The organism is Vitiosangium sp. GDMCC 1.1324 (genome assembly GCF_003044305.1).
In the GTDB taxonomy this organism is placed as follows: Bacteria; Myxococcota; Myxococcia; order Myxococcales; family Myxococcaceae; genus Archangium.
This window is the reverse complement of sequence record NZ_PZOX01000004.1, coordinates 582,966-609,877: the sequence shown is the minus strand read 5'-3', so window position 1 is coordinate 609,877 and position 26,912 is coordinate 582,966. Positions and strand designations below refer to the sequence as shown.

24 protein-coding genes are annotated in these 26,912 nt (G+C 69.1%); 7 read left to right on the top strand and 17 right to left on the bottom strand.

Going from position 1 to position 26,912, the window contains the following annotated elements:
* The first annotated feature begins 187 nt into the window (after nt 1-187).
* The 4 genes from DAT35_RS15340 (at nt 188) to DAT35_RS60685 (ending at nt 5,821) form a co-directional block, all read left to right on the top strand.
* On the top strand, nt 188-664 hold the full coding sequence (locus DAT35_RS15340) for a hypothetical protein (RefSeq protein WP_146209723.1): 477 nt from the start codon (nt 188-190) through the stop codon (nt 662-664).
* A 38-nt stretch (nt 665-702) separates the two neighbouring features.
* Nucleotides 703-2,031 carry an MFS transporter gene (locus DAT35_RS15335; RefSeq protein WP_108067726.1) on the top strand — a complete coding sequence of 443 codons (1,329 nt, stop codon included), beginning with the start codon at nt 703-705 and terminating at the stop codon, nt 2,029-2,031.
* 169 nt (nt 2,032-2,200) lie between these two features.
* A complete protein-coding gene (locus tag DAT35_RS15330) occupies nt 2,201-3,832 on the top strand; it encodes a sensor histidine kinase (RefSeq protein ID WP_108067725.1) in 1,632 nt (543 codons plus the stop codon).
* 174 nt (nt 3,833-4,006) lie between these two features.
* On the top strand, nt 4,007-5,821 hold the full coding sequence (locus tag DAT35_RS60685; protein ID WP_233261507.1) for an ATP-binding protein: 1,815 nt from the start codon (nt 4,007-4,009) through the stop codon (nt 5,819-5,821).
* A gap of 28 nt (nt 5,822-5,849) precedes the next feature.
* Here the strand turns inward: DAT35_RS60685 and DAT35_RS15320 are convergent, their stop codons facing one another.
* The 3 genes from DAT35_RS15320 to DAT35_RS15310 form a co-directional block, all read right to left on the bottom strand.
* A complete protein-coding gene (locus DAT35_RS15320; RefSeq protein ID WP_108067723.1) occupies nt 5,850-7,466 on the bottom strand; it encodes a TIM44-like domain-containing protein in 1,617 nt (538 codons plus the stop codon).
* Nucleotides 7,467-7,471: 5 nt separating this feature from the next.
* The gene (locus DAT35_RS15315; RefSeq protein ID WP_108067722.1) at nt 7,472-8,101 is read right to left on the bottom strand and encodes a hypothetical protein; all 630 of its coding nucleotides are present in this window, start codon (nt 8,099-8,101) and stop codon (nt 7,472-7,474) included.
* A 75-nt stretch (nt 8,102-8,176) separates the two neighbouring features.
* Complete coding sequence (locus DAT35_RS15310; RefSeq protein WP_158501712.1) at nt 8,177-9,385, bottom strand: tetratricopeptide repeat protein; 1,209 nt, start codon at nt 9,383-9,385, stop codon at nt 8,177-8,179.
* Between the two features lie 88 nt (nt 9,386-9,473).
* On the opposite strand from DAT35_RS15310, the gene DAT35_RS15305 reads away from it, so the two are divergent.
* Entirely contained in the window at nt 9,474-10,289 is an 816-nt protein-coding gene (locus DAT35_RS15305; RefSeq protein WP_108067905.1) for a GNAT family N-acetyltransferase, read from the top strand.
* Nucleotides 10,290-10,302: 13 nt separating this feature from the next.
* Here DAT35_RS15305 and DAT35_RS15300 read toward each other — a convergent pair whose 3' ends face one another.
* The 6 genes from DAT35_RS15300 to DAT35_RS15275 all read right to left on the bottom strand — a co-directional run bounded on the left by DAT35_RS15300 (nt 10,303) and on the right by DAT35_RS15275 (nt 16,509).
* A complete protein-coding gene (locus DAT35_RS15300) occupies nt 10,303-11,409 on the bottom strand; it encodes a GNAT family N-acetyltransferase (protein ID WP_108067720.1) in 1,107 nt (368 codons plus the stop codon).
* Nucleotides 11,410-11,484: 75 nt separating this feature from the next.
* Nucleotides 11,485-12,039 (bottom strand): hypothetical protein, encoded by a 555-nt coding sequence (locus DAT35_RS15295; protein WP_108067719.1) that lies wholly within the window; start codon nt 12,037-12,039, stop codon nt 11,485-11,487.
* Entirely contained in the window at nt 12,036-12,443 is a 408-nt protein-coding gene (locus DAT35_RS15290) for a hypothetical protein (protein WP_108067718.1), read from the bottom strand. The genes DAT35_RS15295 and DAT35_RS15290 overlap by 4 nt, the downstream gene beginning before the upstream one ends.
* A gap of 248 nt (nt 12,444-12,691) precedes the next feature.
* Complete coding sequence (locus DAT35_RS15285; RefSeq protein WP_146209722.1) at nt 12,692-13,420, bottom strand: hypothetical protein; 729 nt, start codon at nt 13,418-13,420, stop codon at nt 12,692-12,694.
* Between the two features lie 124 nt (nt 13,421-13,544).
* The gene (locus tag DAT35_RS15280; RefSeq protein WP_108067716.1) at nt 13,545-14,018 is read right to left on the bottom strand and encodes an SRPBCC domain-containing protein; all 474 of its coding nucleotides are present in this window, start codon (nt 14,016-14,018) and stop codon (nt 13,545-13,547) included.
* Nucleotides 14,019-14,076: 58 nt separating this feature from the next.
* The gene (locus tag DAT35_RS15275; protein ID WP_108067715.1) at nt 14,077-16,509 is read right to left on the bottom strand and encodes a PAS domain-containing protein; all 2,433 of its coding nucleotides are present in this window, start codon (nt 16,507-16,509) and stop codon (nt 14,077-14,079) included.
* A gap of 202 nt (nt 16,510-16,711) precedes the next feature.
* On the opposite strand from DAT35_RS15275, the gene DAT35_RS15270 reads away from it, so the two are divergent.
* Nucleotides 16,712-17,524 (top strand): FKBP-type peptidyl-prolyl cis-trans isomerase, encoded by an 813-nt coding sequence (locus DAT35_RS15270; RefSeq protein ID WP_108067714.1) that lies wholly within the window; start codon nt 16,712-16,714, stop codon nt 17,522-17,524.
* A 191-nt stretch (nt 17,525-17,715) separates the two neighbouring features.
* Entirely contained in the window at nt 17,716-18,564 is an 849-nt protein-coding gene (locus DAT35_RS15265) for a dienelactone hydrolase family protein (RefSeq protein ID WP_233261491.1), read from the top strand.
* Between the two features lie 12 nt (nt 18,565-18,576).
* On the opposite strand, the gene DAT35_RS15260 is transcribed toward DAT35_RS15265, so the two are convergent.
* From DAT35_RS15260 to DAT35_RS15220, 8 genes are all read right to left on the bottom strand, one after another.
* Entirely contained in the window at nt 18,577-18,861 is a 285-nt protein-coding gene (locus DAT35_RS15260; protein WP_108067712.1) for a hypothetical protein, read from the bottom strand.
* Complete coding sequence (locus DAT35_RS15255; protein ID WP_158501711.1) at nt 18,858-19,205, bottom strand: DUF4288 domain-containing protein; 348 nt, start codon at nt 19,203-19,205, stop codon at nt 18,858-18,860. Before DAT35_RS15255 ends, DAT35_RS15260 begins: the two co-directional genes overlap by 4 nt.
* A 10-nt stretch (nt 19,206-19,215) precedes the next feature.
* Nucleotides 19,216-20,121: a cobalamin biosynthesis protein CbiG gene (locus DAT35_RS15250; protein ID WP_108067710.1), complete on the bottom strand. Its 906-nt coding sequence runs from the start codon at nt 20,119-20,121 to the stop codon at nt 19,216-19,218.
* Nucleotides 20,122-20,124: 3 nt separating this feature from the next.
* The gene (locus DAT35_RS15245; RefSeq protein WP_108067709.1) at nt 20,125-20,700 is read right to left on the bottom strand and encodes a CAP domain-containing protein; all 576 of its coding nucleotides are present in this window, start codon (nt 20,698-20,700) and stop codon (nt 20,125-20,127) included.
* Nucleotides 20,701-20,726: 26 nt separating this feature from the next.
* Nucleotides 20,727-21,245 (bottom strand): DUF2378 family protein, encoded by a 519-nt coding sequence (locus tag DAT35_RS15240; protein WP_158501710.1) that lies wholly within the window; start codon nt 21,243-21,245, stop codon nt 20,727-20,729.
* Nucleotides 21,246-21,419: 174 nt separating this feature from the next.
* Nucleotides 21,420-23,561, bottom strand: coding sequence for a PD40 domain-containing protein (locus DAT35_RS15235; protein WP_158501709.1), 2,142 nt, complete (start codon nt 23,559-23,561; stop codon nt 21,420-21,422).
* A 133-nt stretch (nt 23,562-23,694) separates the two neighbouring features.
* The gene (locus DAT35_RS15225; RefSeq protein WP_108067705.1) at nt 23,695-25,029 is read right to left on the bottom strand and encodes a DUF1552 domain-containing protein; all 1,335 of its coding nucleotides are present in this window, start codon (nt 25,027-25,029) and stop codon (nt 23,695-23,697) included.
* A complete protein-coding gene (locus DAT35_RS15220; protein WP_233261490.1) occupies nt 25,026-26,675 on the bottom strand; it encodes a DUF1592 domain-containing protein in 1,650 nt (549 codons plus the stop codon). Before DAT35_RS15220 ends, DAT35_RS15225 begins: the two co-directional genes overlap by 4 nt.
* Between the last annotated feature and the right edge of the window lie 237 nt (nt 26,676-26,912).

Genomic DNA, 26,912 nt, shown 5'->3' with positions numbered 1-26,912 from the left:
GCTTCCATTGCCCACACCGCGGGGGCTGCCCTTCCCGCGCGAAGGGCGGCCGAGCGGGCCGGCAGGGTCGCAGCCAGTCCATTCCCTTCGGCGTCTCGTCGCCCTGGTGGCTGGCCAGACGGGCAGGCAGCGGGGGAGCAGCATGAAAGCTGGCCTCCGCCAGGAGTCGAGGTTACGGGTAAGCCCCATGGAATCCTCGACCTCCTCGGCGGTGGCTACCTGTCTGCTCTGTGGTTCTGAAGCATCTCCGGCCCTGAACCTGCCTCGTTTCGGTGGGGCCTCGTGCCAGGGGTGCGCCCGGCGCGTGGGGCACCTGCTGGTGGAAGCTCCCGCGTCGGTGACGGACATCTGGCCGCTCCTGTCCGAGGACGAGGACGACGACTCGGTCGAGCCCTCGGTGCAGCGCCCGGATGGGACCACGGTGGAGTTGCGTCAGCTCACCGCCGAGCTCAAGCGCGAGCTGTCGGTCGAGGACCGCATGAAGCTCGCCGAGCTGTACGGCGACATCGGCCTGCGGCGCGAGCAGCTCGAGGAGTGTGGCCGGGTGCTCGTCGCCGCGCCCTCTGCCGAGCTCACCCAGCGTGCCCTCAACGTGCTCTTCTCGCCCGAGCTGTGCTCGCCTCGTGGGCTCGAGGACCTGCGCGGGCGCCTGTTCCCAGTCTGAGCCGGTGGGGTTCGAGGGTTTGATATAAGGGCACGCCCTTGAACCCCTCCAGCCTCGAGTCCTCGTCCGTCGCACCGCGAGAGGCCGCCTCCGTCGAGCGCGGTGTGCGAGAGCGGCTTCTCTCCATCTTCGGTGGCTCGGTCGGCAATCTGATCGAGTGGTACGACTTCTACATCTACTCGGCCTTCTCGCTGTACTTCGCGAAGTCGTTCTTCCCGAGCGACAACCCCATCGTCGAGCAGCTCAACACGGCCGGTGTCTTCGCGCTCGGTTTCCTCATCCGGCCCATCGGAGGTTGGGTGATGGGGCTCTACGCGGACCTGCGCGGGCGCCGCGCCGCGCTCTCGCTGTCGGTCACGCTGATGTGCCTGGGCTCGCTCGTCATCGCCCTGTGCCCGACCTATGCGGAGATTGGTGTGCTGGCGCCCGTGGTGCTCGTGCTGGCGCGGCTGCTCCAGGGGCTCTCGCTCGGCGGTGAGTACGGCACCAGCGCCACCTACCTCAGCGAGGTCGCCACCTCCCGCCACCGCGGCTTCTACAGCTCCTTCCAGTACGTCACGCTCATCATGGGCCAGTTGCTCGCCACGGTGACGCTGCTGGTGCTGCAGCGGCTGGTGCTCACCGGTCCACAGCTCGAGGCGTGGGGCTGGCGCATCCCCTTCCTGTGCGGCGCCGCGCTGGCCGTCTTCGGCTTCTACATGCGCCGCAACATGGTGGAGACGGAGGCCTTCCAGGCGGAGGCGGCCCGGAAGACGGTGCACCGGCCCATGCGCGAGCTGCTGCGGCACCCCAAGGAGATCGCCCTCGTCGTCGGCCTCACCATGGGCGGCACGCTCGCCTTCTACACATACACCGTCTACATGCAGAAGTTCCTGGTGAACTCGGTGGGCCTGACGAGGGATCAGTCCACGCTCATCTCGGTCGCTTCCCTGTTCATCTACATGCTGCTGCAGCCGGTGTTCGGCCTCCTCTCCGACAAGGTCGGCCGCAGGCCCGTGCTGATGTGGTTCGGCGTGATGGGGACGCTGTGCACCGTGCCGCTCATGACCGCCCTCACGCGCACCCGGGACGCCTTCACGGCCTTCCTGCTGGTGCTGGCGGCGTTGGTCATCATCTCGGGGTACACCTCCATCAACGCGGTGGTGAAGGCCGAGCTGTTCCCGGCGAGCATCCGCGCCCTCGGCGTGGGTCTGCCCTATGCGCTCACCGTGTCCATCTTCGGCGGGACGGCCGAATACCTGGGCACGTGGCTCAAGCTCCGGGGCCACGAGAGCTGGTTCTTCTGGTACGTGTCCGGCTGCATCTTCTGTTCGCTGCTTGTCTACGCGTTCATGCGGGACACGCAACGCACCCACCGCTTCGGCTGACAGCTCTCACTGGCGAGTCTGCTCTGTCGTTCCCCGTGCAGCACAGGTAGCTAACTTCAATCCAGCTGCTCTGCCTGTGTTGAAGGACACACTTCGCGAGTGTTGCGCTCTCCACAGAGAGGCATGCGAGCACTGCCGCTCGCGGGGAGGTGATGCAAATCAAGCCCGTATGCTTCCCCCGGGCCTCCTGTACGAAGAGCAGCGACTCCAGGCACTCCAGCGTTACGACATCCTCGATACTCCACCCGAGTCCGAGTACGACGACCTCGTGCAGCTGGCCGCCAGGCTGTGTGAAGTCCCCATGGCGCTCATCAGCCTGGTGGACCGTGAGCGGCAGTGGTTCAAGGCGAACGTGGGCCTGCCGGGGGTGACGGAGACGGAGCGCTGCATCTCCTTCTGCACCTTCGCCATCGAGCAGGAGGAGCTCCTCGTCGTCGAGGACGCCACGAAGGACGCGCGCTTCGCCTCCAACCCGCTGGTGACGGGGGGCCCCTTCATCCGCTTCTACGCCGGAGCCCCCATCCGGACCGAGGAGGGTTTCACCCTGGGCACGCTCTGCGTCATCGACCTCGAGCCCCGCGCGCTGAGCGAGGACCAGCGCCGCAGCCTGCTCGCGCTCAAACGGCAGGTAGAGCTGCTGCTGAGGCTGCGCCTCCAGGTGAAGCAGACCCAGGAGCGCGACCGCCAGCTCATGGAGTCCTCCGGCGACGCTGTCTTCCTGCTCGACGAGGCGGGGCGGGTGGTGGAGTCCAACCCGGTGGCCGCGCGGCTGCTGGGGCGCGACGCTCCGGCGCTGCTGGGCACCTCCTTCGAGGAGCTGGCCCCGGAGAGCGAGCGCGAGCCCCTGCGCCGGGCGCTCCACACGTTGCGCTCGCGCGGAACGGTGCGGCTGGAGCAGGGGCTGTGGTCCGCTCAGGGCGAGCGCGTGGTGCTGGACATCGCCGCCACGCTCCAGGAGGTGGGCTCGTCCCGGCGCCTGCTCGTCGTGGGCCATGACCTCACCGAGAAGCGCCGGCTGGAGCAGCAGAGCATCCAGAATGACCGGCTCGCCTCGGTGGGGGCGCTGGCGGCGGGCATCGCCCATGAAATCAACAACCCCATCGCCTACGTGCTCTCCAACGTGAGCTACCTGCAGGGCTGGCTCGAGGAGCTGGAGCGGAGCCTGGCGGCGGTGCCCGGGTTCCCGGCGCACCTGGCGGACGTGCTCGTCGAGGCGAAGGAGGTCCTCTCCGAGTCGCTCGACGGGTGCACGCGCATCCGGGACATCGTGCGCGACATGCGCTCCTTCTCGCACGCCTCGGACGAGGCGCTCGCGCCGGTGGATGTCAACGCGAGCCTGGACTTCGTGCTGCGCATGGCCTGGTCGGAGCTCAAGCGCACGGCGACGCTGGAGAAGGACTACGCGCAGGAACTGCCCGCCGTGTTCGCCAGCGAGAGCCGGCTCGGCCAGGTGTTCCTCAACCTGATCATCAACGCCATCCAGGCCATGCAGTCCAGCGCCTCGCGGCGGCACATCCTGCGCGTGCGCACCGTGCGCGAGGGCGAGCACGTGCGCATCGACGTGTCGGACACCGGCCACGGGATTGCTCCCGAGGTGCTGCCGCATATCTTCGACCCCTTCTTCACCACCAAGCCGGCGGGCTCGGGCACGGGGCTCGGCCTGTCGATCAGCCACTCGCTGGTTCGGAAGATGGGCGGGGAGTTGAGGGTGCGCAGCGCTCAGGGCCAGGGCACCACCTTCTCGCTGCTGCTGCCCATGGGTGAGCGCACGCTCGAGTCGAGCAGCGCGCTGGTTTCCTGAGGCGCGAGGCCCCGCGCTCGCGTGGTGCTCCCCCGCGGGCTGGGTTGGGGCATAGTCCGCGCCATGTCGAGTGCTTCCCAGGGGTGGCCAGGCAGGTCCGGCCGCCCGGAGCGGCAGGAGCGGAGGTCTCTGGGCCGGACCGTCTGGTCGTGGATCCGGACCCGGTTGGACGCCGTGCTCTCGGTGCGCCTGCTCCGGGCGGATGCCATCGAGCTCAGCCGGGCCCGGATGCTCGTCGGGATGTGCTGGCTGCTGCTCGGGTTGGATGGGGTGTTCGTGGGCCTCGCGTGGCTCACCCCCCATGCGTGGAGCCTGAGCATCGTGGGCGGGCTCTGCGCTGGGGTCCTCCTGGTCTCACTGGCGCTGCTGCGCTGGGGGTCCTCGACCCGTCTCCCGTCGCTGCTCGTGTGCACCGCGCTGGTGGGAGGGCACCTCTTCAGCACGTTCCGCATGGAGTCCGTGGCCATGGCCACGCACGCCGCGAGCATGGTGGTCCCGGTAGCCTCGGTGTACCTGCTGGGGTGGCGGCTCGGAGGGTTCTTCTGCTCGCTCGTCGCCTTGAACGCGGCCCTCCCTCTGTTCGGCTCCGGCCTCGGTGGCACGGACGGGTTGTTGAGGTGCTTCGCGGCGCTCTTCCAGCTGTCGGGCTGGATGGTGAGCGGGCTGTTCCTGGCCTCGAGGACCGAGTCGCACGCGGTGAGCCAGCGGGCCTTGAGGACGCTGCGTGACAGCGAGAGCGAGCTGGTCAGCATCATCGAGAGCACGGATGACGCCGTGTGCTCGCTGGACCTGGAAGGGCGGTTGATCATCATCAACAAGGCCGCGCGGCTCTACTTCCGGCGGCTCTTCGGGCAGGACCTCCCGCGCGGCGAGTTCATCTACGGCCGATCTCCTCCCGAGCGTCAGGCCCGGTGGATGGAGCTGCTCGCCCGGGCTCGGGCCGGACAGACCGTGAGGGAGGAGCTGCCCGCCGTGGCGCATGGCGGGGAGTCCGTGACGATGGAGATCGTCGTCAGCCCCGTGCTGTGTGAAGAGGGGGAGGTGGTGAAGCTCACCGTCTTCTCGCGGGACATCACGGAGCGCAAGGCGGCCGAGGCGCGGTTGAGCGAGTTGCACCGCGGCCTGGTGGATGCCTCGCGTCAGGCGGGCATGGCGGAGGTGGCCACGGGGGTGCTGCACAACGTGGGCAACACGCTCAACAGCGTGAATGTGTCAGCCAACCTCCTGGATGAGCGGTTGCGTGGCATGCGAGTGTCCGGCCTGGAGAAGGCGGTGGCGCTGCTGCGCGAGCATGCGGCGGACCCGGGCACGTTCTTCACCTCCGACCCGCGGGGCCGGCAGCTCCCGGTCTACCTCCAGGCCGTCACCGCCCAGCTCGAGAGGGAGCGGAACGCCGTGCTGGCGGAGCTGCGGACGCTGAGCGAGGGGGTGGAGCACATCCGGACCGTGGTGGGCATGCAGCAGCAGTACGCACGCTTCTCCGGGCTGGTGGAGCGGGTGTTCCTGCCCGAGCTGCTCGACGGGGCGCTGCGCCTGCAATCCACTTCCATGGAGCGGCTGCGCATCGAGGTCCGGCGCGAGTACGCCGAGGTTCCGCCCGTCTGGGTGGACCGGCACAAGCTGCTTCAAATCCTGCTCAACCTGCTGAGCAACGCGCGCCATGCGATGCAGGAGAGCGGCCGTGCGGACCCATGCCTCACCATCCGGGTGGAGCCGGGGGAGGAAGGGTGGTTGCGCACCTCCGTGTCCGACAACGGGGTGGGCATTGCCCCGGAGCATCTTCCGCGCCTCTTCACGCATGGCTTCACGACGAAGAAGGACGGGCACGGCTTCGGGTTGCACACCAGTGCGCTGGCGGCGCAGGAGCTGGGCGGAGTGCTCTCGTGCGAGAGCCCCGGCCGTGGAGAGGGGGCCACCTTCACCCTCGAGCTGCCCGTGCGGCGCGAGGTCGCGGGGGGTGGCAAGGAGCACCTCCGGGCCGAGACGTGAAGCCAGCGCCCGGAGGAGGGAGGGGAATTCAGCCCTGGTAGGACTCGTCCTGCTCGATGCGGCTGAGCACCCAGTCGAAGTCGCCGGATGTCACCCGGGCCGAGCAGTGCGTGCAGTTGCCCGCCATGTTGATGGACAGCGGCGCGCCGCACGACGGACAGTGCTTGTCCGTGCTCGGACGGCCCCGGGTGTCCGCGCCACGGATGAGCGTCCAGTACTCACTGTACTGGCGCTCGCGTGAACGGCTGCCACCCACCAGCTTCCCGTCCGAGTCCCGCACCGTGTAGTCCAGGCTCGTCGCGAACAGGCGCACCGTGATGGCGTGGTAGTACTTGTCGACCACCACTCGCGCTGCCTCCACGTGGGTGATGCGCGCGTTCTCCGTCACGTTGCTCAGCCCCGCCTGCTGGTAGGCGTCCATCCAGTAGAGCTGCGTCTGGAAGAGGCTGTCGCTCACGTACGGGCGCACGCGCTCCCATTCGCGGTTGGACCAGGCCACCTGCAGCTCCTGGAAGATGAGCTCCAGCCGCTGCGTGAAGGCGTCCCACGTCAGCTCCGGGTCGGTCACCAGCAGTTGCGCCAGGCGCCCGTCCACCTTCGGTTGTTTCACCGTGGGCAGCTCCGTGCCCTCCTCGGGTGTGTCTCCGCCGAGCTGCGGGCCTCGGGCCTCGCGCTCCTCCACCTTCACGCTCTTCACCACCCAGTCGAACTCGCCCGTGTCCACCTTCTGCTCGCAGTACGAGCAGGTGCTCCCCCGCATTCCGTCCAGGGGCGCGCCGCAGTGGGGGCACTTGAACACCCTCGCCTGGTCGGGCGCGCGCGACTTCACCGCCGTGGCCCGCGTCAGCGTCCAGACCTCGGAGACGTAGTAGCTCTGCTCGGAGCCGTTCTCGGCCACCTCCGTGTAGTTGGCCTCGAAGCGCAGACTCACGGACACCCGCTCGCTGGACGGCGTCACGTCGGAGGCGAGGAGGTACTGCATCGAGCCCACCACCACGGTCTCCACCTGCGCGGGCTGGCTGATGCGCCGCAGGGCATTGCGCGCCGGCTCGCTCAGGTATGCGGCCAGCGTGTCCAGTCGGTTGTCACCGCGTGCCTCGTGCGCCCGGGCGTACAGCGCGTAGACGAAGTCCTCGAAGGGCACCAACGAGAAGTCCGGGTCGAAGGGCACCGGCCGGCCGTTCGGCCCGGGCGGGCCCACCGTGCGCAGCCGCATGAGCTTCGCCCGCACCTGGGCCGGGCTCTCTCCTGGTGGCCTCCGCTGCGGCTGGGTCGTGCTCCACTCGGCGGGCTGCTCCTTCGTCGACGAGTTGATCGCGATGACCACCACCAGGCCAACGAGCAGCAGCACCATCAGCACCGTACAGAGGCCGCCGGAGGACGATGAGTTGCTGCTGGACGAGTAGCTGCTTCCGGAGGAGGAGCTGGAGTAGCTCCGCGAGGAACTGCTGGACCAGCTCCGCGAGGAGCTGGAGCTACTGGAGGAGCCGCGCGAGGAGCTGGAGCTACTGGAGGAGCCACGCGAGGAGCTCGAGCCCCGGTAGGTGTTGCCACCGCCCGGTCGGGCCTCGACCTGCGGCGCCCCGAGGGCCAGCGCCAGCAGCAGCGGCGCGGCGAAGGCGAGCCATGGGAGAGAGCGTCTCATGGGGTTCACGCGGCCTGGGGGGCGTCGGGGAGCTCGTTGATGTCGTCGACCGAGCGCGGCAGCGCCCGCTCCAGCGGAGGCGCCAGCAGACGCATCGCCTCGAAGAAGGGCTCGGGGGACTCGGAGGAGGCCACCGCGGCGGACAGCTTCGCCAGCGCCTCTTCCCACTCCCTGCCCAGGGCGGCGGTGTCCACGCCGATGTCCGCTACCACTTCCACGCGCCGCTCGAGCGTGGAGACGAACACCAGGATGCCGGTGCGCCCCGAGGTGCGCGAGATACCCAGCTCCACGAAGGCCGAGCGCGCCATGGTCCGCACGCTCTCCTCCATCAGCTTGCTCGACGTGAGCCGCCGGCGCAGGCCGGTCAGCTTCATGCTCGCGAACGCCCCCAGGCCGAACGAGGCGAGCATGCCCACGGGGAAGATCTCGAGTGGGAACTCGGTGGGCAGGTAGAGCAGGGTCACCAGGGTCAGGAACGACAGCCCGAAGCCCACGAGGTAGTTCGTGTGCCCGTAGTTGCCGGAGGCCGCACGGACGGCCACGACCACCTCGGCGGCGGTCCGGGCCTCGATGGCCTTCACCTCGTCAGCAGCCCTTGCCTTGGTGGCTTCCTCGAAGAATGCGCGAGCCCACATGGGTCATCTCCTTGGGGGCTCGCAGCGTAATCGAGCAGGTGCCAGGGCCCAAACCCCCAGCACCCGTCCTCCGCGTCACGGCTGGCCGGGCTTCGTCGAGGACATGGGCTTGAGCTGCCCCCGCAGGATGGAGAGCACCATCTCCCGCGTCTCGTCGTAGGAGGGCTCGCCCTGGAAGAATCCATACGTGTCGTGCGCGTTGTCCGGGTGGTAGCCGTCGAGGTGGAACAGCCGCGGGCCCGTGGGGTCCTTCTCTCGCGCGAACGCGTTGGCGAAGGCGTACGAGCCCAGCGAGATGACGAGCGTGGGCCGCTCCTGGCCCGGTGCGTACACCTGGAACTCGTAGCGCCGGGCCCAGTCGCCCTCCAGTTCGAAGTTCTCCACCGCCATCACGGTGCGGCCCGCCTCGTTGAACTGCTCGCGGACGAAGTAGTCCTTGTCCACCTTGCCCGCCTGGTGCAGCAGCAGCAGCGCCTCGCGCTCGGTGTCCCGCTGGGCCTTGTGCCCGAGCGCCTGGTGGAGCTGCACCAGCTTGGCCCGTGTCCTCCAGTCCTGTGGCTCCAGCTCCGCCGCCTTCTGGAAGCGCTCCAGCGCGGGAGCCGCCTCGCCGCGCAGTTGGTAGAGCTGCCCGGCGTTGTAGTGCGCCATCGCGAAGTCGGGTTCGGACTCGCATGCCTTTTCGTAGGCGGCCAGCGCCTCGTCGGGCCTGCCCTGGTCCATGTGCAGGAGCCCGAGGAAGAAGAGCGCCTGCGCGTTCCCCGGCTCCAGCGCGAGCGTCTTGTCGATGGCCGCCCGCGACTCCCCGGGTCTGTCGAGCTGGAGGTACAGTGTGCCCAGCAGTTGCCAGTACCGGCCTTGCCGCGCATCCAGCTCGGTGGCGCGGGTGGCGCCGGCGAGCGCTGCCTCGGCCTGGTTCCTGCCTCCGAGGATGAAGGCCTTGATGTAGTGGGGCTCGGGCTGGTCCGGCGCGAGCGCGAGGGCCAGCTCGGCCTCCCTGAGGGCCTTGTCCTCCCGGTGCAGGAAGAAGGCCGTGCGCGCCATCTGTCCGTGCAGCCGGGCATCCCGGGGATTCTTTTCGAGCCGGGACTCCAACTCGCGCGCGAGCGTCTCCAGGTCCGAGAGTGTGGCCTCCCGATCCGGCCCCCGCAGGCCGAGGCGCGCCCGCTCCAGCAGCGCTTCGGTGGCGTCCGAGCCGCTCTCGGGCGGAGGGGCACGGCCCGTGAGGCAGCCCGAGCCGGTGAGGAGGATGGCGAGCAGGCTCCCCAGGATTCGGAGTCTTGGCATGGGCGAAGCATGAGATGCCGGACGCACCCTCGCAAGCACGCTCGACCCGCCGGGGTGCTTGCGAGCAGACTCGGGGTAGGAGGACTCCATGACAGCCGTGTCCCTTCCGTGGGTGGACCCTCGCGTGCTCGCCCGGCGTATCGAGAACGCCCAGGCGGAGCAGATCGACCGGACGCCGTTCCCCGCGCGCCGGGGTGTCCCCTCGCTGCGTATCGCGGGGGGGCGGGCCATCTTCCTCGGCGTGCGCTCACCGTACTCGGCGGCGATCGGCGTGGGGCTCGAGGGCATGGTGGGGATGGATGACCTGGATCGCATCGAGAACCTCCTGGGCCAGGGAGGCGGCGCCGTCCGCATCGAGCTGAATCCGTTCTGCGAGCCCTCGCTCGCGGGGAAGCTGGGGGCGCGGGGCTACCGGGTGGAGCGCTTCCTCCAGGTGTGGTGGCGCACGCCCTCGCCCCTGCCGCCGCCTCCGCCGGGCATCGAGGTGCGGCCCATCTACCCGGAGGAGGAGCGGAGCTGGGCCGAGCTCTTCTTCCTGTCCTACCTGGGGCGGCCCGCGGGGTCCGAGCTGGAGCTGTCCGGTGGGTTGGGGCTCGTGCGCACGGAGGGGAACACCTGCTTCCTCGCACTGCAGGAGGGTGAGCCTCGAGGCGTGGGCGTGGTGTCGGCGACGGACGGAGTGGCCCTGCTGTCAGCGGATGGGGTGGTGCCGCCGTTTCGGGGGAGGGGGCTCCAGGTCGCGCTCATCCGGGCGCGGATGGCGTGGGCGGCGGAGCGGGGATGCGATGTGGTGACGGCCTCGACGGAGCCCCTGACGGCCTCGCAGCGCAGCTACGAGAAGGCGGGCTTCCGCTGCGCGTACCCGAAGCTCGTGATGATGCGTCCACCCTTCGCGTCGTATTGAGCGGAGCGGGGCCTCAGACCAGGGCCATCTCGAAGCCGGTGCGCCCCGCGGGGAAGTGCTCGCGCGCCAGGCTCGCGGGAGTCACCGCGTAGAGGTGGAAGTCCAGCCTCCGCTGGAAGAAGCCCTCCAACGCTGGGTGGAGTGGATCGCTCTCGTCCAGGTACAGCGAGAAGAAGTGATACCCCTTGCCGTGCTGGTCCGCGTACACCTGCTCCACCAGCGCGCGCAGGATGGCCGGGTCCTCCCCCGCGATGCTGGTGTTGCACAGGTAGAAGTAACGGAAGTCATTGCCGGGGTCCGGCAATCTCGGCGCGCGCAGCACCGTGGCCATCGCGTCATAGCCCCACTTCACCCATCGCATCGAGCCCCGGTACGCCATCACCCGGTAGCGCTTCACCGCGTCCGGATCCCAGACCGACGTGCACCCCACCAGCTCGCCGCCTCCGTCGAAGGCCAGGTAGCTTTCCCCCACGCTCAAGCCCGGCCAGCGCTCCAGCCGGTGCTGCAACTCTCCCTGGTCGTACCGGTAGCCAAAGGGGCGTGCGCGGTGGTCCGCATCCAGCATCGCCGCCATGGCCGGCACATCCCCGGGCGTGGCGCGCCGCACGTGGAAGCGGCCGGGTTTCGGTCTACGCCGGCGGGTGAAGTGCACCGACACCGCCGAGAAGCGCCGCAGCTGCGCATAGTGGGGCTGGGCCTCGCGCTTCTTCTTGCGCTTCACCAGCGCCTGTAGTGCCGCCGCGTTGGTCGCCATCACCGAGGTGAGGAAGACGTCCACGCCCAGCCGCTTCGCCGTCTCTTCCAGCACGGGTCCGTAGAAGCGCGCCAGGCCCCGGCTGCGTCTCGCCGAGAAGCGCGTGCGGAGGTCTCCGAGATACCCCACCCGGCACGGCCGGCCCTCCAGCCATCCGTCCCTCACGAGGATGGCCCCCATTCCGTCCAGCCCGTTCTCCACCTCGTGCACCCAGAGCTCCGCGTCCCCTCGCTGCATGTCGTAGAGGCTGAAGAAGTCCGGTGAGCGCTGCGTGGCGAGCACCAGTTCGCCCTGCATCGGCACCGCGCCGAACAGCTCGAGCAGCCGGGGATTGTCTTCACGGGTGGCGCGTCTCAGGAGGCTCATGGGCACCTCGCAGACTACGCGAGGCGGGCTCCCGGTGGGCGGAGGGGGCACCGTGGGCCCTGGTTGCCAGTCCGCTCAGGGCTTCAGCACGCCATCGGCGATGGCCAGCTGACGTACTCGGATCACCTCGAGCTGGATGCGGCCCGAGTCCGGGAAGAGCTTCTCCGCCTGCTCACCCAGCCGCAGCGCCTTCTCCAGTGACTCCTTCGTCCGCTCGTGAACCCAGGCGCGTAGCAGCCCCGCCCACGCGTCCTCCAGCGTCTCCAGCGCTGTCGCGGCGCCCTCCTCGTACAGCTTCGTGGCTTCCTCGGGGGCGTTCCGGATGGTGTCCAGGAAGTACCCCAGCTCCACCACGGCGTTCGCTTCTCGTGCCGAAACCTGGACGGCCTGCTCCAGCAACCGCTGGACCTCCGCGAAGGCCTCTTCGGCGTCCACCCCGGGCTCGTCCGTGAGTTCCAGGAGCCGGCCCAGCTCCAGGAGGGCTGGAGTGAACGTGGGGGACTTCGCGACCAGCTCGCGGTAGCGCTTCACCTGCTCCAGTCGAGCCTCGGCGGCACCTCCTCCCCGCCGGGCCTCGCGAAGCGCTTCGAGCAACTCTTCCACACTCGGGTGCAAGGGCGTTCGGGTCATTGCACCTTCCCCATCAACCGGTCCTGCTGCTCGATGAGCTTCTCGGCCAGCTTCAGTTGTGCCTGGGTCGCCAGCGTGTAGTCCTTGTTCTCCAGGAGCTGTTTGATCTGGAAGAGCGAGTGCTCGCGCAGCTGTGACGGGAAGTCCTGCACCCGCTGCAGCGTGGCCGGTATCTGCCCCAGCCGAGTGCTGAGCAGCGTGATGCGCTCCAGCATCCGCGCCGCCTGCTGCTGCTCGATGAGCCCCGCCGCCGTCGACTCGGCGATCAGCGCCTGCGCCTCCACGAACTCTCCCTTCGCGATGAGCGCCCAGATGCGCAGGGAGACCGTGCCTCCCTTGACGCGCGTGCCCTCCTCGAGCTCGTCCGCTTCGCAGGCCCCCTCGTCCCCCCGGGCACACGCCACCCCCAGCCCTTCCCCGGGTTGCTCCCGTCGTGCCGCCTCTGCATGCCCACACCCGGCGGCGCACAGCAGCGCCCATCCACCGAATAAGACCTTCCAGGTGCGCACAGTCCACCCCTATTAAGGCCAAATACGATTATTCCTGATTTAGCCATAGGTGGATGTCGGGTGTCAAGTTGTAACCCATCAAGTTGGGAAACGTCACGGGTCATGATAGACCACCTGTCCTCGGCGGTCACCCCGGTGACACTTCAGAAGGCGTAGCCGAGGGAGAGGGAGATGATGGGGAACTGCACGTACTTCTCCAGGTTCCTGTCCAGACGGTTCTCGGCGAGGCGTGAGAAGGCGGTGACGACCAGGGGCAGGCTCGGCTCGAAGCGGGGCTCCACGCGGCTGTTGGAGTCCAGGGTGAAGGCGGCGCCCAGCGCGGTGCGCGCCGTCCATCCCGCTCCCAGGCCCCAGCGCCAGCCCAGCTCCGCGTCCAGCATGTGCAGCACCGCGCGCACGTGGTACTCGCGGTTGAGCGCGGTCTCGCCCTCCGGGGGCGTGATGCCCGTGCGCGCCACCAGCACCGCCTCCGGGGTCGTGTTGCCGCCGAGCGACAGCAGGCCGTAGCCGGCGTCCACGTAGAAGCCCGCGTTCGGGAAGGGCCGCCAGCCCAGGTGCGTGCGCCACACCAGCGAGCTCTGCAGCGTATCCTCGATGAGGTTCGCCTCATTGCGTCCGTAGGCGCCCAGCCCCACGGCCACCTCGTTCACTCCCTTCAGGTACAGCCGCGGCAGGTAGCCCAGCGAGGTCGACAGGCGCAGCCGCCACGGAGACTCGACGCCCAGCCGCCCGCCCAACGACAGAGGAAAGTCCGTGCTCGCCTCCGCCGTGAAGTCCCAGCCGTGCTGCTCCTGGGCTCCAGCCCGCGCCTCCGCTCCAGCGAGCAGCCCCGCGAGCAGCACCAGCGCGCCCACCCCATTTCGTACCCTCATCCGTGCCCCCTTGCTTGGGGTACCCTCGTGCGGTTCCCCGCTCGTGCACGGTGGCCACATGTGGGAGGCGAGGCCATGCGACCAGGGGACGGGGTGGCTGGCTCGGAGGGCGAGCGGGCGGGCGCTACGGGCCGCGGCCCTCCACCCATGTCTTCAGTCCACCCGCGCCCATCAGCGTGCGCCAGCCCTCGCGCAGACGTGGGACGGTGTGCTCGTCCACGCGGCCGAAGACGGCGTCCTCCACCCGCACCACCGTCGTGGCGCCCTCGTCCTTGAGCGTCAGCCGCACCGTCGTCGTCGCGGGCCCTCCGAAGGACGGCGTCAGGTGCCCGGCCAGCTCCAGCACCGCTGGCGGTTCCACCACCAGCACCGTGTACCAGAGCGCCCCCGCTTCATCGCCCCAGTCCTCGTACACCCGGCCTCCCGGGCGGGCCTCGATGACGAAGCTCTTCGGTGTCCGGCCCACGTAGAAGTCCCGGGGCCACCACTGGCTCGCCTCGTCCACCAGCGCTCGCCAGACGCGCTCCCGCGGCGCGCCCACCGTCACCTCCACCTCCACCCGCGCCACACCCACTGCTCCGCTCACGGTCTGCGTCATGTGTGCTCCTCGCGGCCCACTTGGGGCGCTTCATGCATCATGGCGGGTTCCTTCGCCGTCAGTGCAGGCCCGCGGGCGTGGGAGGAGGGGAGGACAGCCGTATGTTGGGCCCCGCCAGCGGCAGCACGAGGTGGAAGACGGAGCCCTGGCCCGGCGTGCTGTCCACGTCCACCACTCCGCCCAGGGCCTCCACCAGCTGCCGGACGATGTAGAGCCCCAGCCCGAAGCCGCCGTACTTGCGCACTGGCACCGCACGCTCGAACTTTCCGAAGATGCGCGCCACGTCCTCGGGCGCGATGCCGATGCCATGGTCCGTCACCTCCAGCAGCGCCATGGCCCCGCTGGAGTGCACGTGGAGCTCCACCGGTGCCCCAGCCCCGTACTTCATCGCGTTGGACAGCAGGTTGGTCACCACCTGCTCCAGCTTCGCCCGGTCCCACCTGCCCACCACCGGCTCCTCTCCCCGCAGCTCCAGCGGCGTCCCCGTCCGCTGGGCTTCCTCCTGGAGGCGCTCCATCACCTCGCGCACCACCTGCACCAGGTCCACGTCGCTCAGCTCCAGCCGCAGCCGCCCCTCGGCCACGCGCGACACGTCCAGCAGGTCGTCCATCATCCGCGCCAGTTTCTGCACCTGCCGCTGGGCCTTCTCCAGCCGCTGCTCCGTCTCGGCGTCCTCGGGCCGCCCGCCCTGGCGCGCCCGCTTCAGCAGTGTCTGCAATTGCAGCCCCAGCGAGGTGAGGGGCGTCTTCAGCTCGTGCGAGGCGATGGTCAGGAACTCGTCGCGCACCCGCACCGCCCGCTCCGCCTCCGCTCGCGCCTCCTCCGCCTCCTCGAAGAGCTGCGCCCGCCAGCGCGACTCGCGCTCGCGCTGGGTGACGTCCACCGCCAGCCCGAGCGTGCCCGCCAGCCGCCCCTCCGCGTCCTTCAGCGGCACCCAGTGCGTCTCGTACACCCTCCCGGTGCTCAGCGTGTTCAGGGAGAAGAACTCATCCCCACCGAGTGCCCTGCGCACGACGGCCATCAGGGCCGGCTCGGTGCGATAGAGGTCGAACACGGACATGCCCACCACCTGCCCGGGCTTGAGTCCGAGCGCCTCCAGTCCGTGGCCCTCGGACAGGTTGAAGACGCCCTCGCGGTCCAGCGCGAAGAGCACCACGGGCGCGTAGGAGATGAGGGTGTGGAGCCGGTCCTCCGTCTGCCGGGACTCGGAGCCCTCCGCTGGCTTCCAGTCCGTCAGGTCCAGCGCGAACGTCACCACGCGCTTGTCGCTCAGGTCCGCCGAGCCCAGCAGCACCGGCATGCTGGAGCCGTTCTTGCGCAGCAGCTCGCCCTCGAAGGACTGGAAGAAGCCATCCGAGCGCAGCCGGCGCAGGAATCGCTCGATGGTGATGCGCTGGCGCAGCGGGGTCAGCACCGACCACGTGAGGCGCCCCTCGCTCACGTCCCGCCGGGAGTAGCCCAGCATCCGCAGCAGGGTGGTGTTGGCATCCATCAGCCGGCCGTGGGTGTCGCTGATGAACAGCCCCAGCAGGTCCGCGTCCCATAGCTTGCGCACGGCCTGGTCGCGCGTGCGCTCCTGCTCCATGAGGGAGAGCCTGTCCAGGAAGCGCCCGAGGTGATGGCCGACCGTGCTGGCGATGGCCTCGTCCGCGTCGTGCTCCTGGCGAGGGGCGCGGCTGAGCAGCTCCATCACGCCGTACCTCCGGCCGTCGCCGCCCGTCACCGGGAAGAAGAGCCCTCCGCGCAGCCTCTGCCGCGCCGCCACGTCCGCCCGGAGGAAGCGCTCGTCGTGGGTCACATCGGGACTCCAGACGGGCTCCTGGTGCTCCCAGGCCAGGCCGGGCAGGCCATCGAGGGGCGCGAAGGTGTGCCGCAGGGTGACGTCCACGAACTCGCTCAGCCCGGAGGTCGCCGTCCACAGGGTGGCGGGCACCAGCACGCCTTCCCCCTGCTCCATCCGCCAGTACGTGCCCAGCGTCCAGCCCTCCATCTCCCCGCAGGCCCGGAGCACGGCGTACGCCGCCTCCTCTTCGTCCAGGGCCTGGGAGAACACCTGGGTCAGCGCGGCTTCCAGCAGGTGCAGCCGGTGGCACAGTCCCAGTTGCCGCTCGAACTCCACCTGCTCGTCCAACGGGTGGAAGGAGAGGATGCACAGCCCCTCCGCCTCTCCACCGGGCCAGGGCGACAGCCGCACCTCCACCTCGCGGGGGCGGCCATCGCGCCGCAGCGCGCTCACCCGGACGGACGGCGGGGGCAGGGGCCGGTGCGGCTCCGGGCTGCGGCTCGGGGGTGGGGCGGTCGAGCCTTCCTGGGGCAACCCGGGCACTCCCCCGGGAATCACCTGGGTGAGCGGATGGCCGAGCAGCTCCCGTCCGGACCAGCCCAGCAGCTCCTTCATCCCCGCGTTGGCGTGGAGGATGCGCGCCGAGCGGTCCAGGGCCAACAATGGGTCTCCCAACGAGTCCAGGACGCGCCGCACGTCGATATCCATGCCCCGAGTGCCTCCCGGTCCGTACCGGGGCAGGCTCCTCTCCACCCGGAGGGCGCGGAGGAGCGCGGCGGGCCTGGGCCCCCGATTCCCGGTTCACCGGAAAAGATAAGGACGCTCTGCTCCCCAGCCGGGCCGCCCCTTTGTATAAGGGCGCCGGCACGGGCAGCGCTCGCTGCCCTGGTTGGAAAGAAAGGCAGGACACATGCGGAAGATTCTGGTGGTGGCATTGATGCTCACCGTGGCCGGCTGCACCAAGGAGGGCGGCGGTGGGGGTGGTGGCGCTGGTGCCAACCCGCAGACGGACGATCAGAAGACGTTCTATGCGCTCGGCCTCACCCTGGGTCGGCAGATCCAGGTGTTCGACATGACGCCCGAGGAGCTCGAGTACGTGAAGGCGGGCCTGGGCGCGGCGGTGACGGGCAAGGAGCCCGCGGTGGACATCCAGGCGTTCGGGCCGAAGCTGCCGGAGCTGGCGCGTGCTCGCGCCACGGCCCGCGCGACGAAGGAGAAGGAGAAGTCCAAGACCTTCCTGGAGGAGGCCGCCAAGGAGCCGGGCGCGGAGAAGACCGAGTCGGGCCTCATCTACAAGTCGCTGCAGGAGGGCACTGGCGCGCAGCCGGGCGCCAGCGACATCGTGAAGGTGAACTACCGGGGCACGCTGCCGGACGGCAAGGAGTTCGACAGCTCGTACAAGCGCAACGAGCCGGCCCAGTTCCCGCTCAACGGCGTCATCCGCTGCTGGACCGAGGGCGTGCAGAAGATGAAGGTGGGCGGCAAGGCCAAGCTGGTGTGCCCCTCCGACCTGGCGTACGGCGACCGCGGCACGCCGGGCATCCCGGGTGGCTCGGCGCTCGTCTTCGAGGTGGAGCTGCTGGACGTGCAGAAGAACGAGCCGCCTCCGGCCCCGCCGGCGCAGCCGGGCCAGCCGGGAGCTCCGCAGGGCCAGCCCCAGGGTCAGCCCGCCAAGCCGGGTCAGCCCGCGGCGCAGCCGGGCGGCCAGCCGGCCAAGAAGTAGTCGGACGCGAGCCTGTCCACTACGGGCCATCGGGTTCCTCCCCTCGTCGGGGTGGGCACCCGGTGGCCCGTCGTCTTTCTTGCACCCGGAGCCCTCCGCCGGGCGCGGCCCCTGGCGTACACGGGGAGAGTCGCGCTACGCCGGGAGCTTCAGGACGTGCGTGGGGAAGAGGCCCGGAAGAGAGGACGCAGATGAGCACGAGGATGACGTTGGCCGTGGCGGCGGTGCTGCTCACCCTGAGTGGCTGTGCGACGAAGCAGGGCGCGGGGGCCGGGCACTTGGATGCGCGGCACGGGGAGTTCGGTGGCCTGACGGAGAAGCAGTTCGAGGCACTGCACGAGTTGAAGGCGGATGCGGCGCCGCAGCGCAAGGGACACATGGTGGAGGTGGCGGGCGCGCGGGCCTACCTGAGCCTGCCGGAGAAGGCGGAGACGCCCATTCCGAGCGTGCTCGTCATCCACGAGTGGTGGGGACTCAACGAGCACATCATGCACTGGACGGATCGGCTGGCGGCCCTGGGCTACGCGGCGCTGGCGGTGGACCTGTACGACGGCAAGGTGGCCACGACGCCCGAGGAGGCGATGGCGCTCATGAAGACGGTGGACCCGAAGCGTGCGCAGGAGATTCTCAGGGCGGCGCACGCCTTCCTGGTGACGTCCAACCGGGTGCAGGCCACGCACACGGCGGTCATCGGCTGGTGCTTCGGGGGGGCGTGGTCGCTCCGGGCGGGGATGAGCATTCCCGAGCTGAACGCGGTGGTGATGTACTACGGGCGGCCGGTGACGGACACGGCGGAGCTCAAGTCCATCAAGGCGCCGGTGCTGGCCATCTTCGGGACGAAGGACGAGTCCATTCCCAACGACACGGTGGAGGAGTTCGACGAGGCGCTGGCGGATGCGGGGGTGGCGCACAAGGTGTTGAAGTACGAGGCGCCGCACGCCTTCGCGAACCCATCGGCGCCGGGGCGCTACAACGCCGAGGCCGCCGCCGCCGCGTGGGAGCAGGTGAAGACATTCCTTGCCGACCACCTGAGGAAGTGAGCCCGCCTGGACCTATTTGGCGAAGCGGTTGTCGTTGAGCAGCTTCCATGCCTTCTTGTGGACGGCTGACTCTCCATGCTTGATGACGCCGAGGGGCACAGCCAGCAGTTCGCGAGGGAACTCCCTGGTGATGCTTCCCTTGCGGCATCTGCCAATGAAGGAGATGGCTGGCTCGACGAGGTTCTCGTTGGCGGCACAGCCAGCGGCGGATGCGGACGGGATGAGCTGCAGTCCGTGCTCAGCGGATGTGACGCAGAGGGACAGGGCCGCCGCGATCACATGGAGAAATCGCTTCATGGGTCGACCGTCCCTCCCAGCAGTGGCTCGAAGGCACGGTAGGCGTCGTAGTTCTTGAAGTGCCGTGCGTAGAGCTCGGAGCCATCCTTCAAGTTGTCGTCCAGGGCGGGACTGACATCCACCATGTGTTTGAGGGACCAGCGGATGGTTTTTCCCTCTGCACTCTCGTAGCGGATGTCCTGCCGGCGTGCGTGCTCCAGGGCCCGAGCGCGGGCCTCCTCCTCGTTCGTAGCCTGGAGCAGGACGAAGGACTCCTGATACATCGGTTCCTTGTCGCCTGATTCGGACGTGGATTCGTAGAGCAGGACGGCGATGTAGAAATGCTTGGGACGTTCTTCGGACACGTTTCCTCCGTCACGATCCAGCTCGAGTGATGCCCAGAATCCATCCTTCCTCTTCGAGGATGGCGGCCAACCGGGCGGGCTCCAGTTTCAGTAAGGGATTGAACAGTTCGGCGAGGCGTCCGTCCGCGTCGAGCGCGGCGAAGTGGCGCGCGAGAGCCTCGACCTGGAGCTGGTCCTTCACGAAGCCCTCGATGGACGGCACGGTGAGGAGGGAAGGGTAGACCTCCGCCAGGATGAGCCGTCCCCTGGGCGATGAACGCGAGGGCAGGGCAAAGCCCGTCTCGAAGGGCCAGACCGAGATGTGCTCAGCGAGCCGGGAGTCCTCGAGGAGCTGGCGCAGGCGGGGAATCCCCAGCAGCGTCTGGCTGCCCACGGAGCCGATGCCGCAGAGCTTCCAGACAGGCTGGGCCCGGGGCGTGCGTGCGTCGGCGAGGCGCTTCTCCGCGAGTCCTCGCACCGGGTAGGCGAAGGACCGGGTCGCGCCGAGGTTCGCGGACGCGTAGCCCCGGGGATGGCCCCAGAAGGGGCCGGCTCCTCCCGAGATGCGCGCGTTCAGGGTGGAGGCCACCTCGAAGCGGTTGTTGCCATTGTCTGGCGTGTCCGTGACCAGGCGGCTCCACTCGTTCCAGAGCGCCCTCCACGGCTCGCCTTCAAGCCCGAGCGCCGCCGCCGTCCCCTCGGGGTAGCCGAGCGCGAAGTCGAAGCCGACGAGCACACTGGCTCCGTCTGCCACGGCCTGTGCGAGCCGGGCAGCGATGGACTGGAGGGCCTCGGAGCGGGTCGGGGGATTCTCGGCTCGTTCGAGGCGGAGTCCGCGCTTCGTCCACGCCGCGAGCGCCCACCAGATGCTGTCCCGGCCTCGCTTCGGGGTGCTGGAGGCACTCCAGTCCACCATCAGATAGGCATCGAACCGCATGCCTCAGTAGGGCTTCTGTCCCACGTAGTTGCCCGGAGGCGCGTAGTCGCACACCCAGAGCTGCCACTGGGGGTACTGCGCGCCGAAGGGCGAGTTCTTCGTGCAGGTGACCGTCGCGCAGCCCACCTGCGTCGTGTTGCGCCACACCACCTGCGTGTAGTGGCCGCACACCTTGCCCGATGCGCAGCTGTTGTCCGCGTACGTGTAGTTGGCCCCCTCGGACACCCAGTCCTGCACCACCTGCGTGTTCGTCCGTGAGCCCGCGGGCGCCGCGGCCGCGATGTTCTCCCCGTAGTTGCCCCGGTCCTTGTTGTGCTCGAACCTGCACTCGGCGGCCCACTTCTCCGCCACCTTGGCGGCGTCCGTGGACCAGGTGAGTGGGGGCAACGCCGGTTGGGGCGTGGGCTTCGCGTTCGCTCGCGCCTGGTTGTGCGCCGCCAGCAGCTCGGTCGCCAGGGGCGAGGTGGCGGAGGTGTCCGTGCCGGGCGTCGTCCCGTCTTCGCTGTCGCCGCATCCGGCGGCTCCCAACGCCAGGCAGGTGAGGGACAGGGCGAGCAGGCGGTACGTGGGTCGGGTCATGAGGGGCTCCTGGGGGAGCCAACACTCTACCAGCGCACTTCGAACGTCATGTCCTCCAGGCCGGTCTGCTTCCAGCTCGTCTGGGGCGAGTGCACGCCGGTGATGCGCAGGGCGGCGTGGAGGATGCCGTTGTAATAGTCGCCGGGCAGGGGCACGCCGCGGAAGTGCACCCGGTACTCGTTCGCGCTCAGCCGCTCCGTCGTGCGCTCGCCGAAGTTGCTGCTGCGGCCCACGAACTCGGGAATCTTGCGCACCAGCCGCTCCGGGCCGAGCAGGTGCAACGCGGCGAGTTGAATCTGTCCCAGCAGCGTCTTGCGGTAGCCCTCGAAGAGGCACTCGCCCACGTGGAAGAGTCCCTCGGACGCGGGCAGTGTCCCGAAGTGCTGGCGTGCCAGGAAGTGGAGCACCTCGGCGAAGCGCTCCACGGCGATCTCCGAGGGCACGTAATCCGTTCCACCACTCAGCCGGACGATCTCCCGCATCTCGGCGGAACGCTCGTCGATGCCCAGGCCCCGGAGCAGACCTTCCAGGGGAGCGTAGCGCATCCGTCGGGGATCGGATTGGAGCAAGGGGGCTGCGGCAGGGGGCATGAATCACCTCGGGGGCAGGCTCACGCGGCCCGGAAGACTGACACATGCATGGACCTCGACACCACCCGAAGCAGGAGCCTCGGGTGGGGTCGGGTCCTGACGCATCGCGCCACCTCGGAGCTCAGTGGCTCAGTTGCCACTTCCAGTGGACCTGGCCCACTGGGGGAGGTGATTGGTGGAGGCGAGGTTCTGCATGGGCAAGGCGAAGGCCGGGAAGGAAGGATCCAGTCCCAGGTCCAGCTTGTCCGGGTCCACCGCCGCCATCCACAGGAGGGCGCTCCTGGGGTTCTCAGCGCTAGCCGTGTTGTTCTTGGGAGCGCGCAGGCCATACATCCGGGTGGAAGCGAACGTGACCCACATCAACCGGCCGTTGCCTTCCGGGCCTCGCGTCACGAAGGGGTTCCACTTCGGATAGCCGTTGGTCAGGCTCGTCATGGCTCCGTCCATGAGCCCTGGCGCGTTGGCGCGCGTCAGCTCCACCGGGGCTGCGCTGGCTTGCAGCTTCGCGGCCCACAGCTTCGCGGAGGGATCTGCCTCCGAGTTGCAGTCCATGTGGAGCTCACCCGCGCCGTCGGGGCAGGTGGACTCGTCATAGGCGAGGAAGGACGAGTCGGGGGCGATGGCCGGCGCATAGCGGTGCTTTCCGCTCAGCGGCGGCACCACCGTCACCGGAGCGCTCCAGGTGCCACCCGGCTGCTCCTGCACCATCTGGATGGAGCCCTTGTAGCTGCGCTGGAGCGTCCCCTTGAGACCAATGGACGTGAAGGCGATCACCTTGCCGTCCGCGCTCCAGTCGGGGTGGCTGGCGGGATTGGCCAAGGTGCCGGTGTTGGTGATCTCTCCCTCGAAGGCACCGGTGTCCCCGTTGAAGAGCAGCAGATTGAAGCGCGTGGCGCCGGAGTCGCCATAGGCGCCGACGAACCTGCTGCCGGTCGGATTCCACGACTCGAAGATGCTCATCTTCGTGCCGCCCTGCGCCAGGGGGACCCGGGTGGAGGGGGTGAAGGTGGACAGGTCCACCAGGGCGAGCCGGCCATCGTTCTGCCCGTTGGCGGAGATGGCCATCTTCTTGCCGTCGCGGCTCACCGCGTGGCAGCCCACGCAACTCACGCTGGTCCCACTGATGTTGTTGGGGGTCATCACGGTGGTGGAGGTCGGGGCGGAGGGAGCGGAGAAGTCGTAGCGCTGGATGCCAATGCCCGACCCGAGCGAGAAGTAGTAGAGCGCGCCCTCCAGCCTGGAGCCGGAGATGTGGAGGGCAATGGGGTCGGAGACGCCGACTGTGCTCGTGCCCGAGTCGTCCGTGGCGCGCAGGGCGAGCTGGACGGGCTGGCCCCCGCGGTTGCTTTCGGCCACGAAGCTCCACACCTGCTGCGAGGGCGTGTAGATGCAGCCGCGGCTCACGCCCGAGGGCAGCGAGAAGCCACCCGGCAGATAGCAGCGCAGGTAGACGCGCACGTCGGTGAAGGCGTTCTTGAAGGACAGCTCGAACAGCGTGTTGGTGGCGGGCCCGGGCAGGAAGTGGATCTCCAGTTGCTCCAGGTTGGGGGGAACCATGACGCCGGTGTTGGGATAGACGATCCGCGGCTTGCGCTCGGTGTCCACGGCTCCGTTGAACCGCGTCTCCGGCTGGGAGGGCAGGGGCGAGGAGCCGGAGTTGGAGTCCGCGATCTTCTGCTCGAGCTTCACGGTGAGGGGCGCGGAGACCGACAGGGTGCCCACGCGAGCGCGGACGGTGCTGTGGCCGCCCACTGTGGTGTTGGAGGAGAAGGTGGCTCCGAGAAAGGCGCCCAGCCGCGTGTCGTCGAGGCTGAAGGCGGCCTGGTCCGTCACATCCTCGGTGTGCTCGTCCGAGTAGGTTCCGGTGACGGTGAACGCCTGGGTGGCGCTCGTGTTCCCGCTGGCGACGAGCTGGACGTCGTCGGGTGCGAGGGTGAGTGAGCGCAGGGTGGCGATGCTGCCAGCGTCCGTCGTGCCCGCGTCGTCCGGGGTTCCGGCATCGCCCAGGCCGCCGCCATCACCCGGGCCTCCGTCGACGCCCGTTCCCTCGCCGCCATCGGCTCCGCCGTCATGAGCCACGTCACCCGCGTCCGGTTCCGTAACTCCGGCGTCCGGGGCCGTGCTTGCGTCGGGCTCGCCGCCGCCATCGGTTCCACCGCCGTCCCGGGTCACACCTTCGTCGTGGCCATCATCCGGGCCATTGCCGCGAGGGCAGCCGGTGAGCGTGGCCAATGCCAATATCGTGCTGAGTGTCCAGATGCGCTTTGTCATGAGCCAAAGAGTGTTACTTCCCGGCTCTGACACGGCTTGGGCTTCCTCTCATGCATCAAGACACCAGGGGGCGCTGGCACCCTCGCGTGTAAGGGATTTCCCGGGGGTCCGCTCACCAGGGGTGCGTCCGGCGTTACTCCTTCAGGCTGTCCAAGGGCCTCGTGCCGTCGTCGCCGAAGCGGTCCACGCCGACGCCCACCGACTGCAACATGAAGATGAAGAGATTGGCGATGGGCTGCCCGCCGTAGCGCACGTGCCGGCCTGGCGTCACCGTGCCGCCGCCGCGCCCCGCGAGCACCACCGGCATGTCCGAGTGCCCGTGCGAGTTGCCATCCGCCACCTCGCTGCCGAAATACACCAACGAGTTGTCCAGCAGCGTCGCGTCCCCCTCCTGCACCGACTTCATCCGCTGCAGCAGGTAGCTGAACTGCTCCATCTCCCAGTGGTCGATCTTCGCCAGGGCCGCGAGGTTCTCCGGGACGTGCTGGTGGTGCGAGTACGTGTGGTGTCCGCTCGTCAGCCCGAGGAAGTCATACACCCGGTCGCTCCGCCCATTGCCCAGCATGAAGGTGGCCACGCGGGTCAGGTCGCACTGGAAGGCGAGCACCATCAGGTCGCACATGACCTTCGTCTTCACGCGCATGTCCCCCGTGGGCTCGGGCCGCGGACCCTTCGAGCACCGCGGGCCCTGCTGGTCGAGCGCCGCCACGCTCAGCTCCAGCTCGCGCACGCTGGTGAAGTACTCCTCCAGCTTCTGGTTGTCCCTCCTGCCCAGCCGCTGCTTCAGTGCCTGGGCGTCCTCGCGCACGAAGTCCAGGATGCTCTGCTCGTAGGCCTTGCGCTTTTCAATCTGCGCCCGCGTCGCGTCCGGGTCGAAGCTCGCGAAGAGCCGGTCGAACACGTCGCGCGGGTTCGTCTCCTTGGCCCGAGGGCTCGTCGGCCCCGCCCAGGAGATGTTGCGCGCATAGGCGCAGGAGAAGTTGGCATCGCACGAGCCCGTCCCGTCGCCCCCATCGATGCCCAGCTCGAGCGAGGGCAGGCGCGTGTACTGGCGCAGGGCTTTCGAGGCCATCTGGTCCATGGAGGTGCCGGCGCGCACGTCGGCCGCGTCGTCCGTCCTGTGAATCTTCACGCACGAGAGGAAGGCGCCCGTGCCCGCGGCGTGGTGGCCGAACTGGTCCGGCCGCCCCGGCTCATGGGACAGTCCGGAGAGCACCAGCACGTCGTCCTTCACCGGCGCCAGGGGTTGCAGCGTGGGCGAGAGCGTCCAGCTGCGCCCCGTGTTCCCCGGCGTCCATTGGGACATGTTGATGCCACAGGGCACGTAGAAGACGGCCAGGCGGCGCGGCGTGGCGGTGGGCTCGGCCGCCCGGGCCACCGAGGGCACCATCTGCTCCAGCAGGGGCAGCGCCATCAGCGTCCCCATGCCTCGGAGCAACGTTCGCCGTGACAGCTTGAAGTTCTTCATCGCGACCCCTCCACGTTGGTGTCCTCCGCCTCTCCCCGGCGGTGGGTGAAGGCCTCGCTCCGGGTGATGGAGAGGATGAGGTCCGACAGCCGTCCCCCTCGCGCCTCGGTCTCCTTCGAGATGCTCTCCAGCGTGCAGGCATCCGCGTGCACCGGCCCGCGTCCCAGCCCGTAGGTGAACAGGTGTTGGGCGATGCAGTGGTCCAGTGCCGGGTCCGCCTTGAGGATGGCGCGCAGCTCGATGCCGTCCTTGAATGGGATGCCTCCGGGCAGCTCGCCGCTCGGGTCCACCCGGGCGCCGCTCACCTCCTCGTTCTGCCGCCACGCGCCCACCGCGTTGAGGTTCTCCAGCCCGTAGCCGATGGGGTCCATCATGGCGTGGCATCCCGAGCACGACGGGTCGGTGCGGTGCTGGGCCATGCGCTGCTTGATGCTCATCTTTGGGTCCACCGGGGGCGGCAGGCCCTCCACGTTGGGCGGAGGCGGAGGGGGGGCCTTGCACATGAGCTGCTCCAGCACCCACAACCCGCGCTTCACCGGCGAGGTGCGATCCGGGTGCGAGGTGACGGAGAGGATGGAGCCCTGGCCCAGCAGGCCCGAGCGCTCCGGGTGTCCGGCCAGGCTGATGCGCTGCATCTCGGTCGTGCCCGGGACAGGCAGGCCGTAGTGCTGGGCGAGCCGATCGTTCACATAGGTGAAGTCCGCGTCCACCAGGTCGCGTGCACGGTGGTCGCCGTGGAGGAACTCGCGGAAGACGAGCCACGTCTCCTGGCGCATGGCCTCTCGCAGCGCGTCGTCGAAGGGGTAGAGGAGCGGGTCGGGGTGGACGCTCTCGAGCGCGCGTGTGTACAGCCATTGCCCCGCGAAGTTGTCCACGAGCGCATCGGACTTCGGGTCCTCCAGCATCCTGCGCACCTGCCGCTCCAGCTCCTCCGGCGTGTGTAGCGATCCCTCGTCCGCCGCCGTCATCAGCGCGTCGTCCGGCATGCTGCTCCACAGGAAATAGGAGAGCCGGCTCGCGAGCTCATGGTCGTTCAGCGGGTGCGAGGCCGTCGAGGTGGGGTCCGGGTCCAACTCCACGCGGTAGAGGAAGTGCGGCGAGAGGAGCACCGCGCGCATCGCCAGCTTCAGGCCCGTGTCGGAGGTGTCTCCGCGTGAGAGGGCGAGCGGGAGGAAGGCCATGAGCCGGTCCACCTCGGCCTGGGTGACGGGCCGGCGCCAGGCCCTGCGGGCGAAGCGCTCCAGGGTGAGCCGTGCGCAGGGCAGGGGATCCGCCGGGTCCGGCGTGCAGACGCGCATCCGCGTCCAGGAGGCCTCGACGAGCGTCTCCGCCGCGGCCGAGTACTTCTCCATGAGCAGAGGGCCCAGACTGAGTACGTCCGCGTTGTTGTCGAAACCGTAGCCATGGTCATCCATGGGGAAGTCGCTCGCCGGGTGCGTGGTGTCGCCGAGCAGGTCGCGCACGGTGTTGTCGTATTCGGCGCGGTTGAGCCGGTGCAGGGTGACGCGGCCGGGGTCGTTCGGGCCCTGGCAGGCCGGGTTCTCGGGGTCTGGCGGTGTCTGGGTTTCCGGCGGGTTCTCGGGCAATACCTTCGCACGAGGCAATGAGTTGCCACGACAGCCAGCGAGCAGGAGCACGCAGGCCATGCCCGATAACATCGTTCGCCAGCCGCGTGAGACAACCTTGTGCACGTCGGACCTCCTCTTCGCGCGGGCTCATGAGAGGTCCTGAGCAAATTCGCCACCAATCCATGTGTTCGTCGGCCTGAACACAGACGTACCCGACGGCGGGGTGGAGCCGCGTTGGGAAGCCATCGGACGGATGGGAATACGTGTGCCCGGGAACGGAAGCGGAGTGCCGCCCATGGGTCGGGATTGGCGTCA

What these genes read in the sequence shown, in the direction of transcription:
- DAT35_RS15285 (WP_146209722.1), bottom strand. Translation starts at nt 13,420, where the DNA reads ATGAGGGTACGAAATGGGGTGGGCGCGCTGGTGCTGCTCGCGGGGCTG.
- DAT35_RS15330 (WP_108067725.1), top strand. Translation starts at nt 2,201, where the DNA reads ATGCTTCCCCCGGGCCTCCTGTACGAAGAGCAGCGACTCCAGGCACTC.
- DAT35_RS15280 (WP_108067716.1), bottom strand. Translation starts at nt 14,018, where the DNA reads ATGACGCAGACCGTGAGCGGAGCAGTGGGTGTGGCGCGGGTGGAGGTG.
- DAT35_RS15305 (WP_108067905.1), top strand. Translation starts at nt 9,474, where the DNA reads ATGACAGCCGTGTCCCTTCCGTGGGTGGACCCTCGCGTGCTCGCCCGG.
- DAT35_RS15225 (WP_108067705.1), bottom strand. Translation starts at nt 25,029, where the DNA reads ATGAAGAACTTCAAGCTGTCACGGCGAACGTTGCTCCGAGGCATGGGG.
- DAT35_RS15245 (WP_108067709.1), bottom strand. Translation starts at nt 20,700, where the DNA reads ATGACCCGACCCACGTACCGCCTGCTCGCCCTGTCCCTCACCTGCCTG.
- DAT35_RS15260 (WP_108067712.1), bottom strand. Translation starts at nt 18,861, where the DNA reads ATGAAGCGATTTCTCCATGTGATCGCGGCGGCCCTGTCCCTCTGCGTC.
- DAT35_RS15295 (WP_108067719.1), bottom strand. Translation starts at nt 12,039, where the DNA reads ATGACCCGAACGCCCTTGCACCCGAGTGTGGAAGAGTTGCTCGAAGCG.
- DAT35_RS15315 (WP_108067722.1), bottom strand. Translation starts at nt 8,101, where the DNA reads ATGTGGGCTCGCGCATTCTTCGAGGAAGCCACCAAGGCAAGGGCTGCT.
- DAT35_RS15300 (WP_108067720.1), bottom strand. Translation starts at nt 11,409, where the DNA reads ATGAGCCTCCTGAGACGCGCCACCCGTGAAGACAATCCCCGGCTGCTC.
- DAT35_RS15240 (WP_158501710.1), bottom strand. Translation starts at nt 21,245, where the DNA reads ATGCGCTACGCTCCCCTGGAAGGTCTGCTCCGGGGCCTGGGCATCGAC.
- DAT35_RS15310 (WP_158501712.1), bottom strand. Translation starts at nt 9,385, where the DNA reads ATGCCAAGACTCCGAATCCTGGGGAGCCTGCTCGCCATCCTCCTCACC.
- DAT35_RS15250 (WP_108067710.1), bottom strand. Translation starts at nt 20,121, where the DNA reads ATGCGGTTCGATGCCTATCTGATGGTGGACTGGAGTGCCTCCAGCACC.
- DAT35_RS15340 (WP_146209723.1), top strand. Translation starts at nt 188, where the DNA reads ATGGAATCCTCGACCTCCTCGGCGGTGGCTACCTGTCTGCTCTGTGGT.
- DAT35_RS15265 (WP_233261491.1), top strand. Translation starts at nt 17,716, where the DNA reads ATGAGCACGAGGATGACGTTGGCCGTGGCGGCGGTGCTGCTCACCCTG.
- DAT35_RS15275 (WP_108067715.1), bottom strand. Translation starts at nt 16,509, where the DNA reads ATGGATATCGACGTGCGGCGCGTCCTGGACTCGTTGGGAGACCCATTG.
- DAT35_RS15235 (WP_158501709.1), bottom strand. Translation starts at nt 23,561, where the DNA reads ATGACAAAGCGCATCTGGACACTCAGCACGATATTGGCATTGGCCACG.
- DAT35_RS15270 (WP_108067714.1), top strand. Translation starts at nt 16,712, where the DNA reads ATGCGGAAGATTCTGGTGGTGGCATTGATGCTCACCGTGGCCGGCTGC.
- DAT35_RS15220 (WP_233261490.1), bottom strand. Translation starts at nt 26,675, where the DNA reads ATGGCCTGCGTGCTCCTGCTCGCTGGCTGTCGTGGCAACTCATTGCCT.
- DAT35_RS15320 (WP_108067723.1), bottom strand. Translation starts at nt 7,466, where the DNA reads ATGAGACGCTCTCTCCCATGGCTCGCCTTCGCCGCGCCGCTGCTGCTG.